Raw genomic sequence first — 10111 nt, 5'->3', positions numbered from 1 at the left:
GGCTTGGCGCGCGGCGTGCATGCCGCCGGGCACGAGGTCCACATCCTCGCCTTTGCGACGGACGCCCAGCGCCTCGCGGCGCAGCCCGCGCTCGACACCTACTGCGCCAGCGCCAGCGCCATCACGATCGAGCCACCGCGCCGCGCCATCCGCGACCGCCTGCGCGACCTGGCTTTTTCCAGTGCCGCCGATATGCAGCGTCGCTTTTATTCGCCTCTCTACGAAGCCCGGCTCCGCGATCTGCTCGCCCACGAGCGCTTCGATCTGATCCAGATCGAAAGCCTGGAGATGGCCGCGTACCTGCCCGCGATTCGCGCGGCCCAGCCGGACACGCCCGTCATCTACGACTCGTTCAACGCCGAGTTTGAGCTTCAGCATTCGATTTATGATGCGGAAAAAGGCTCGCTCAAGCGCCTTCCCGGCTGGCTCTATTCGCGCATCCAGTGGCAGCGCCTGATCCGCTTCGAGGGTGAGGTATGCCGCGCAGCGACGCACGTGATCGCCGTCTCCGACGAAGATGCGGACGCCTTCCATCGCCTGCTGCCGGGCTGCAACGTCACCGTGATCCCCAACGGCATTGACGCAGCAGCCTATGCCCGCGTCGCCTCCCCGCTCGATCTGGGAGAGCACGCGCTGCTGTTCACAGGCTCGATGAGCTACCGGCCCAACGTGGACGCCGTGTTGTGGTTCGCGGATCACGTCCTCGATGAGATCCGCGCCGCCGTGCCGGATGCGCGCCTGTTCATCGTGGGCAGCAATCCCCATCCCCGCCTGGATATCCTGCGCGAGCGTGACGACGTGGAAATTACCGGCTGGGTTCCCGACGTCAACCCGTTTTTGCATGCCGCAGCGGTGACGGTCGTACCTCTCCGTATGGGCAGCGGCACGCGCCTCAAGCTGCTGCAAGCGATGGCTGCTGGGCAGGCCATCGTCTCGACATGTCTGGGCGCGGCGGGCCTGGACGTCCGCGACGGGCGCGAGCTGCGTCTGGCCGATCGTGCGGACGATTTTGCCAACGCGGTGATCACCCTGCTGCGCGATCCGGCCTTGCGGTGCTCGCTCGGCGAAGCGGGCACGGCCTATGTACAATCGCATCACGACTGGTCGATTATCGTACCCGATCTGCTCGCCTTGTATAAGCGCATCGTGGCGCGCTGAACGGGCCTTGAGGGACTGGAACAGGAGCTACGCATGTCACACGAACAAGCGATTCATCCCGCGCCTGGCAAAAAAATCCACCTTGCCGATTACGACCCGAACTATACGGGCGATGGGGATAAAGACCTCGCCCGCCGCCAGTTCAAAGACAACCGGGATCGCATGGAAGCGCTGCAAAACGTGCTTTATGCCGAGCACAAACACGCGCTGCTGATCGTGCTTCAGGCGATGGATGCGGGCGGCAAAGACGGCACTATCCGCAAGGTGATGGAGGGCATCAATCCCCAGGGCGTAAACGTGACCAGTTTCAAGCAGCCGACGCCCGAAGAACTCGACCACGACTTCCTCTGGCGCATCCATCAGCACGCCCCGGCACGCGGCATGATCGGCATTTTCAACCGCTCGCACTATGAGGACGTGCTCATCGTCCGCGTGAACGAGCTTGTGCCGGAAGTGGTATGGCGGGACCGTTACGATCACATCAATGCCTTCGAGCGCCTCCTGGCAGACAGCGGCGTAACCATCCTCAAGTTCTTTTTGCACATTTCCAAAGAGGAACAGAAAGAGCGCTTCGAGGATCGTCTAAACGAGCCGGATAAGCACTGGAAGTTCTCGCGCGGGGATCTGCCCGTGCGCAAAAAGTGGGACCAATACATGGCCGCCTACGAGGACGCGATCACGAACTGCAACACCGACTATGCGCCGTGGTACATCGTGCCCGCCAATCATAAGTGGTACCGCGACCTTGTTATTTCCGACATCATCGTGCGCACGCTGGAATCGCTGCACATGGAATACCCTGACCCCGAACCGGATCTGGACAAAGTGAAGATTCCCGACTGATCCCTTGCACGTACACGCAAAGGGGCAGTCCGTGAACTGCCCCTGCTCAGGTACCTAACTTTTCCCTCGCCCCGATCCCTATCCGCTACTCCGCCGAGGGCACGACCTCAACCGGCGACTCGTTGCGATAGGTTACCATGCCCGGTTTGCCGCCTTTGATTTTGCGTACGTGCTTGCGCTGCGTGACATCCACCAACACGCGTGCTTCCGTCCGCGCCTGGCTGTAAAACGCGGCCAGCGACGCAGCCCGGCGCAGCACACCATCCGGCACGTCACGTCCAGCGGACTTAATGATTACGTGCGCGCCCGGCACACCCCGCGCGTGCAGCCACAAGTCCTCCGCCGTGCCCTTATCGAACGTCACAGCATCGTTCTGCCGCGAATTCCGCCCGACCCAAATCACGAAGCCATCGTCTGCAGCCACCTTGAGCGGACCCGATTTTCCGCCGCCCGGCTGCGCGACGCGCTTCCCGCGCCAGTAACCGCCTGCCTGCAGCGCCTCCTGCACTTCCCCGATCTCCGGCCAGTTCGACGCCAGCGCCAGATCGCTTTCCAGTTGTTCCAGGTACGCCAGTTCCTGCTCTGCCGCCTCGACCAACTGCGGCACGCCTTCCCGCGCGCGTTTGGCCTTGTCGTATTTCTCGAAATAGCGCTGGGCGTTGTCCAGCGGCGACATCGACGGATCCAACTCGATCACCAGTTCCGGCCCGTCCACCTCATACTGCGCCCGGAGCTCGGTCTGCCCGCGCGTGAGCGTATACTGGTACGCGAGCAGCAGTTCGCCGCTCTGCCGCAGGTGCTCGAGCGCCGCATCATCTTGCAGCGATCGCCGCAGCGACTCCAGCTTTTTTGAGACGCGTTCCTTCGCCTCGACGATCGCGGCCTGCACGGGCTGTTTGGCGGCGGCATAGGCCCCCTCGCCCACCATCGGCCCGTAGAAGCGTTCCAGCGCCTCGCTGATCGATGCGACGGGCGTCCAGCCGTCCAGATGCGTCAGGCGATACGCCGCGAATGCGTCTACCTGTTCGTCCTGGATCGCATTACCCGGCTCCCACTGCCCCGCGCCAAACGCTCCGAACAGATCCTCGATGACGTTCAGCAGGGTTCGCGCGCTCGTATCCGCTGCCCGTGTGGTGGTTGATCCCGTGGCGCGGAACACGGCTTCCCGCGCGACCAGCGGGCTGAAGCCGAGCAGATGCCGCGTCAGCACCTGCCGCGCCTGTTCGCCCGGCGCGACATCGAGCATATCGCCCAGCAGGGTCAGCGCCAGCGAACCCGGATCGCGCTTGGTTTTCTGGGGCGGCGGCGGTTCGTACGGGCGGTTCGGCAGGCTGATCCGCACGCGGTTCTCCTGCGGCCCGACCCGCCGGGCGCAGTCCACAATGATCCCATCGTCGCGGACCAGCAGCAGATTCGCACGCCGTTCCATCGGCTCCGCGATCAGCTCGAAAACGCCCTCCGGCCCGTCCATCTCGAAGACGATCACGCGCTCCCATGCGGGCTGCCGGACCGCTTCGATCCGCGCGCCTTCCACGTAGCGCCGCAGCAGCAGGCCCAGCGGCGACGGCTTCTGCACGCCGCGTCGCAGCTTTTCGCCGCCCAGGTGCACCCGCGCGAACTGCTGGTCCGCGCTGATCACGAGGTACTGCCGCACGTGATGGGCGTACACTTCCAGCCCAAAACTGTCCTCGTTGATCTCGACCGAATCCTGAACGCGCCCGCCCGCGATCGTATCGTTCAGTTCATCAACCAAAGCCATAATGGTTACGGCGTCAAAATACATTGGCTCATACCTTCTAAACAGGTCTGCGTAGCCTAAAGGTCAGTTGGTCATTTTACCGGGCCGATGCTAGAATGCGAACAACTCACCGGAGGGAACCGCGCATCCCCTTCCGTCAAAGCACTTCGCGGGCCCTTTCCGACAACAGAAACAACTTTTAACCAACTGAACCGGTAGGTCACCACCAATCGGGGGGAAGTAAAGATTATGAAGCACAGACATCTCCTGCACCTGATAGCTCTTATGGCTGTGTTCGGGCTGCTGCTGGCCGCCTGCGACCGGGCCGACAAGAGCAGCGTGCCCGAGCGCCCCTCGGTAGTGCTCAAAGCTGGTGACCAGACCTATGAGGAGCAGATTTACAGCTACTGCTGGCCCGAATCTGCGGACAACCTGGACTGCGCGATCAATGACCGGCAGCTTATTCAGCCGTCGGCTATCGCCAACATCCAGTCCAGCGAAGAAATCCACTTCCAGGTCGTCGGTGACGCCAGCACGCCGTCGTCCATAACGGCCACCCTGCTGGATGGCCCCGGCGGCGTGCAGGATCTCGGCGTCTCGACCGAACCGGCCTATTCGGCAGCACTGGCCCCCGGCCTCTACCGTGTGCAGGTCGATGTCCAGTATGCCGATATCGAAGGCCAGCAGGCATATGTCTCCTACGTTTTCGGCCTGAATGTGGGCGGGCAGGCGGTCGCCGCAGCGCCCAGCACCACCGCCGAAGCGACCGAACCTGTAACGATTGAAGTCACGCCTGCTCCAACGCTGACCCCGGCGCCCGTTCAGCCGATCGGCACCGCCGCGATGACCGAAGCCGCGCCCGTCGTGACGGAAGCCGCCGAATCCACCCTTGAGGTGGCCGAGTCCACCGATGCAGCGACGATGGAAGCGGTTGAAACCGAAGCGGCGCTGCTTGCGCCGGAAGTCACCGCCGAAGCCACCCAAGCTGTCACGATCACAGCGGAACCAACCGCCGCCGCGACGGAAGAAGTCATGCTGCCCGAAAGCACCGAAGAACTGGCCACGGCGGAAGCCGTCGCCATGCTGACCGAAACGCCGGAAATGGCGCTGACCGTCGAAGCGACACAGGCCCCCGTTGAGGCGCAGCCGCTGGGCGAGATGACCGCCGAAGCGACAGAAGTCATGCTGCTGCCGACCGAAGAAGTGATGGAGCCGGTCGCTACCGAAACGCTCCCGGCAGCGCTGCCCACTGAAGAAGTGGGGACCATCCTGGGCGAGACCCTTGAAGCGCCGGAAGCCACTGAAGCCATCATGGTCACGGCGGAACCAACCGCCGAAATGACCGAGGAAGCGCCGGTCCTGCCGACCGCTGAAGCCACCGAGGCCCTGCTGCCCACCGCCGAAGCAACCGAGCTTGCCACGGAAGAAGTGCTCCCGACTGCCGAGGCGACCGAAGAAGTGTTGTTCGCCACGCCGACCGTCTCTGCCCCGTCGCGCCCCACCCGCACGCCTGAGGAATCCGCCATCGAAGCGACGCCGACCGCGACACTGACCGTGCCCACGCAGCCCGGCGACACGACCCAGCTTCAGGTCCCGCTGCTGACTCTGAACTATGCGGGCGATGACTATAACCCGGTCGGCTACCAGTTCTGCGAGGTCGTAACTTGGGGCGAGCATGTCTGCGTGAACGTACCATCGTCCGAGACGACGCCGCAGCGCATCCTGTTCTTGCGCGGCCTCACCGTCGAGTTCACCCTGACCGGCGCGCAGCCGTCCAGCATCACCGTCGAGTATCGCAGCGAGCAGGGCGAAGCCACCGGTACGCCCGAAACACACGAGGCGGGCGACGATATGCTCAAGCTGGTGATCTCGCCAGAGCCGGGTGACTACATCATGATCGTGCACGTCCAGTGGGAAGCGCAACAGCAGGACGCGTCTTACTTCTACCGCATCTCGGTGCTGGACTAGAAACAGGCACACGCCTGCCGGGCGAACCGCATCCAAGCTGGCGGCGCTCATGCGCCCTTATCATTGCTTGTTCCCCCTCTCCAATCTGAATTGGAGAGGGGATTGTCCTTAAAAAACGTGACGCCTGGGCACACGCTCAGGAATAAACTACCGGATCACCTGCAGCCGGGTTGCGACAGTGCCCCCCGGCTGTGCTAGAATTTGGGTACGTGCAACCGAAGCAAACCATGTGAGAGGTTATGGACCCAATTCGTAAGCATCGCCGGGATGTGTGGCTCCGCATCGTCGCGCCCATTGCTATTCCTGCCCTGGGACTCGTAGTGCTGGCCGTCATTCTCATTGTGGCCGTTGCGGCGGGCGGCATGGTGAGCAAGCAGATCACCGTGGCAATGAGCATCCTCGCGTCGGCGTTTGTTCTGCTGCCGATGGTGCTGATCTGCATCGTGCCCTACGTGCTTTTTGCGGCGATGGCCGCCGGTGCGGGAATGGCCCATTCAAAGGCTCAGGTCCCGCTGCGTTTCGTGCGCCGTGTCACCGAGCAGATCGCAGAAAAAACCCAGAGCATCGCGCCGCGCACCGTGAAGCCCCTGATTGCCATGAATGCGCGAATCGCACGACTGGAGTCCATGGCCCGTGGTTGGCAAGAGCCTGAGTCCGAATTGGAGAAAGGGCAGTCATGATGAGTGAAGCCAACAATAACCAGCAGGATCAGGGTGTGCTCAAGAATGTAGAGCAGCAGGTTTCGGACGTAATCGACACCCTGGAAGAACAGGATGCCCAGGTGTGGGCATACCTTATTGGTGGTGTGGTCGCGCTGCTTGTCGGCCTGATCGCGGCATACTACTACGCCCAAACCGTCCGCGAGCGGCGCAAGAGCACGCTTGAAAAGGTGAAACAGGCCGTCCGCGAGGGGTTGAATCGATGACAGATAATTTGCCCGTGGTGTCGAATTGGAAAGGCCGCAGCTACCTGTTAGGGGCCATCGGGGGCCTCGCGCTCGGCTTACTTTCCGCCTATTTATTTGTCCGTTCCACCGAAGACAAAGGTAAGCCGGAGCCGAGCCGCATCGGCACGATGGACGTCGTACGCCTCGGCGTGGCGCTGCTGGCAATTGCCCGCCAGATCGCGGATCTTGCGTCCGACGACTGAATCCCCTTTCACGGAACCTCTGGGCGTGTTACCATCCGGCGTATCTTGCGCCTGGTAATGCGCCCTTTCCGTTATGGTTAATCTCGCTGCCGTCCGTTTACTGCTGCTCCGCCTGCGCCGTCCCGCCGCGCTCATTGCCCGCCTGCTGATCCTGGGAGCCGTGCTGCGCGCCCTGGCCCCTGCCCCTTTCCGCGTAACTCTGGACCCGCCGCAAACGGTTGAAACCGAGCACCCGGTCGTGTGTATGCACACCCGCCTCACCGATGAAGTGGAAGAATGGAAGATCCAGCACACGCTCCAATTGGTGCGCGAGATGGGCGCAAGCACGATCGTAGAATATTTCCCCTGGCCCTACGTGGAAGCCCAGCGCGGCACGTACGACTGGTCCCACCCCGACCGCATCATACAGCACGCCGCCAACCAGGGCCTCCAGGTGATCGCCCGGCTCGGGCTCGCGCCGGACTGGACCCGCCCGCCCGTGGACGAAAAAGTCACCACATTCACCTACCTCACCGACGACTATTACGACGAATTCGCCGCTTTTGCGGGCGCGTTCGCGGCGCGCTACCAGGACGAGCTGCTCGGCATCATCATCTGGAATGAGCCAAATCTGAGCTTCGAATGGGGAGGCCGTCCCGTCGATCCCGAAAGCTACACAGACCTGCTGCGCCAATCGTCGGATGCGATCCATGCCAGCGCCCCCGGTGTGCTCGTCATGGGCGGCGCGTTGGCTCCCACCATCGAGCCGGAAGACAGCGGATCGAGCATGAACGATATTCGCTACCTGGAGCGCATGTACGAGGCAGGCGCGGCGGGCACATTCGACGCGCTGGCCGTGCACACCTACGGGTTTACCCTGCCGCCCGACGATCCGCCCTTCCCGGACACGATCAACTTCCGCCGTATCGAGCTGATCCGCGACGTCATGGTACAGCACGGTGATGCGAACACGCCGGTTTACATCACCGAAAGCGGCTGGAATGACGATCCGCGCTGGACCAACGCGGTACGGCCCGGCCAGCGCATCACCTACACGCTGCAAGCCTTCGAGATGGTCGAGGACTGGCCCTGGGCCGAGCGTATGTGCCTGTGGATCTTCCGCCAGCCCAACGATCTCATGAACCGCCGCGATTCCTACTTCTCGCTCGTTTCGTCCGATTTTTACCTCAAGCCGATGTACGAGGCCGTTCAGGCCTACGCGCGCGGCTGGCCGAATCCCTATGCAGCCCCCTGACACACGCGAAGCAAGACGGCAGCCTATCGCCTGGGTTCGCTGGGCGTGGGCGCACCGGCGGATGCTGGGCATCGTGCTGCTGGTGGTCGTGGCGCTGACTGCTCTGGCCCTCTACCGGCTCACCCGCCCCGGCGCGCGCTTTGGCCCGATCGATCTCGCGTGGCACCGCATCCAGATCAACCGCGATCTGTACGTCGGCATCGATCCCAGCTACCCGCCCTTCGCGGAATGGACACCGGAACGCATCGAAGGCATCGAGGCCGACATCGCCCGCGAGATCGCGCGGCGGCTGGATGTCGAGCCGCAGCTTTTGATCATGGGGTACGACGGGCTGTACGATTCGCTGTATACGGGTTACGTGGACTTCGTGATCGCCGGGCTGCGCTATTCCGCCACACAGGACGATTGGGTGCATTATTCGCAGCCCTACTACGACGCGGGCCAGATCCTCGTCACGCCGCTCGACGCGCCCCTGGATGACATGTCGCAGCTAGACGGCAAAACGCTCGCCGTCGAGCTGGCCTCGGCGGGCGATCTTGCCGCACAGCGCTGGCAGCGCCGCCTGCACGTCCTGAACGTGAACCGCTTCATGCTGCCCGACGACGCCATGCAGGCCGTTCTGAACGGCGAGGCGGACGCCGCGCTGGTCGATACGGTCAGCGCGCGGTTGTATACTCAAGCGCATCCTGATCTTAGAATGGTGGCTCACACCAGTGTACCGGACGAATACGTGATTGCCATGCGCGACGCCAACTACCGCCTCACCGATGCGGTAGAAGGTATCCTGTTCGACATGAAAGCTGACGGTACACTGGACGCCATCCTCGATCGGTGGCTCACCCTTGACACCCTTGACGATGAGGAGCACTAGACCATGCACATCAGCAATGCGCGCAGCATCCCCGGAACCCAGGCCGACCACGGTGAAATCGTGCACGAAATGATCGGCAGCGCGGCGGGCGGCACGGACACTTACAGCCTCGCTCAAATCGTGCTGCCGCCGGGCAAAGCCTCGCTGAAGCATTACCATCCAGTTGCGGAAGAAAGCTATTACATCCTGTCCGGCACGGGACAGATCAAGGTGGACGAGCACACGGCCACCCTGCGCCCTGGCGATGCCATCGCCATCCTGCCCGAACAGGTGCACCAGATCTTCAACGCCGACGATGAAAATCTGGTCTTTCTGGCGATTTGTGTTCCCGCGTGGGAAGCCAGCAACAGCGTTTACGTGGATTGATCCGGTGCGCCGTGCCTGAACAGCGACGCCGCGCGGCGTAAAATCGCGGACTGGTTGAGGCCGATGACCGCCGCCGCGATCCACAGCACGATCCGTTCCAGGTCCGTGGTCGTTCCGTCGAGCGCGTTGTGATTTGCCAGCCCAAACGCGAGGAAGGTCAGCAGCCCGGCGGCAGCGCCCAGCAGCGGATTCGCCAGATAGCCGGTGATGTACAGCGGATCGAAGTCGCGCTCGCGCACGGCGTGCCGCTCGAGCGCCAAAAAGCTGCCGACCAGCGCGCCCAGAATGCCGAATAGGGTGGGATAGTAGGCCGCCGCGACCAGCGACAGGCCGATGGTGTCCGCTACGCCCACCACCATGCTTTTCAGGGCCATCAGCACGCCCCACGCGATGCCCCACCCCACGATGTAGTTCAGCAGCAAGGGCCGGTAGCGCATCACGTCCCGGCGCACCTGCCGCTGCCGGTTCATCTCGGTCTGGATGCCCACCACCGTCATACGCGCGGCTTCGTAGGCCGTGCGCGACTGCATCAGGTGCATGTGTGCCTCAAAAAGCTGGCGCTGCCACTCCTCGACCGCTGCCGGATCGAAATCGAGCGCCTGTGCGAGTTCGTCCTGCAGCGCCTCGATCTGCGCCACCAGCCGCCGCAGCGCCTCGTCATCGACTACCGCCGTGAGTTCCCCGTATGCGCCGTACGCTACTGGCAGGTGCTGGCCGGGCTGCGCGGTCGCCGTGCCGGGCAGATCCTCCTCCATGAGATCGATTGGCTCGGAGATCGGATCGA

The 10111-nt window shown here is 63.1% G+C and carries 11 protein-coding genes; 9 read left to right on the top strand and 2 right to left on the bottom strand.

From position 1 onward, the window contains the following. Together V7116_RS23790 and V7116_RS23785 are read left to right on the top strand one after the other, a co-directional pair. A partial coding sequence (locus V7116_RS23790) for a glycosyltransferase (protein WP_324394486.1) occupies positions 1-1158 on the top strand: 1158 nt, incomplete at its 5' end. Positions 1159-1191: 33 nt separating this feature from the next. Next, complete coding sequence (locus V7116_RS23785; RefSeq protein WP_324394485.1) at positions 1192-2001, top strand: polyphosphate kinase 2 family protein; 810 nt, start codon at positions 1192-1194, stop codon at positions 1999-2001. Positions 2002-2086: 85 nt separating this feature from the next. On the opposite strand, the gene V7116_RS23780 is transcribed toward V7116_RS23785, so the two are convergent. Next, a complete protein-coding gene (locus V7116_RS23780; RefSeq protein ID WP_324394484.1) occupies positions 2087-3784 on the bottom strand; it encodes an Rqc2 family fibronectin-binding protein in 1698 nt (565 codons plus the stop codon). A gap of 204 nt (positions 3785-3988) precedes the next feature. Here V7116_RS23780 and V7116_RS23775 point away from each other — a divergent pair, with 204 nt between their 5' ends. From V7116_RS23775 to V7116_RS23745, 7 genes are all read left to right on the top strand, one after another. Continuing rightward, positions 3989-5707: a hypothetical protein gene (locus V7116_RS23775; RefSeq protein WP_324394483.1), complete on the top strand. Its 1719-nt coding sequence runs from the start codon at positions 3989-3991 to the stop codon at positions 5705-5707. 239 nt (positions 5708-5946) lie between these two features. Then, positions 5947-6387 carry a hypothetical protein gene (locus V7116_RS23770; RefSeq protein ID WP_324394482.1) on the top strand — a complete coding sequence of 147 codons (441 nt, stop codon included), beginning with the start codon at positions 5947-5949 and terminating at the stop codon, positions 6385-6387. Next, complete coding sequence (locus V7116_RS23765; protein ID WP_324394481.1) at positions 6387-6632, top strand: hypothetical protein; 246 nt, start codon at positions 6387-6389, stop codon at positions 6630-6632. Before V7116_RS23770 ends, V7116_RS23765 begins: the two co-directional genes overlap by 1 nt. Beyond that, a complete protein-coding gene (locus V7116_RS23760) occupies positions 6629-6856 on the top strand; it encodes a hypothetical protein (protein ID WP_324394480.1) in 228 nt (75 codons plus the stop codon). Before V7116_RS23765 ends, V7116_RS23760 begins: the two co-directional genes overlap by 4 nt. A gap of 73 nt (positions 6857-6929) precedes the next feature. Next, positions 6930-8090: a beta-galactosidase gene (locus V7116_RS23755; protein ID WP_324394479.1), complete on the top strand. Its 1161-nt coding sequence runs from the start codon at positions 6930-6932 to the stop codon at positions 8088-8090. Continuing rightward, positions 8077-8961, top strand: a complete 885-nt coding sequence (locus V7116_RS23750) for a substrate-binding periplasmic protein (RefSeq protein WP_324394478.1) — start codon at positions 8077-8079, stop codon at positions 8959-8961. The genes V7116_RS23755 and V7116_RS23750 overlap by 14 nt, the downstream gene beginning before the upstream one ends. Before the next feature lie 3 nt (positions 8962-8964). Beyond that, positions 8965-9327: a cupin domain-containing protein gene (locus V7116_RS23745; RefSeq protein WP_324394477.1), complete on the top strand. Its 363-nt coding sequence runs from the start codon at positions 8965-8967 to the stop codon at positions 9325-9327. On the opposite strand, the gene V7116_RS23740 is transcribed toward V7116_RS23745, so the two are convergent. Then, the coding region (locus V7116_RS23740; protein WP_324394476.1) for a hypothetical protein at positions 9315-10111 on the bottom strand (797 nt) is incomplete at its 5' end. The two genes, V7116_RS23745 and V7116_RS23740, sit on opposite strands and share 13 nt — an antisense overlap.

Origin of the sequence: Aggregatilinea sp. (genome assembly GCF_036822615.1) — a bacterium.
Lineage (GTDB): Bacteria > Chloroflexota > Anaerolineae > Aggregatilineales > Aggregatilineaceae > Aggregatilinea.
Note: the sequence above shows the minus strand (reverse complement) of the source record. Positions and strands in the feature narration are given on the sequence as shown.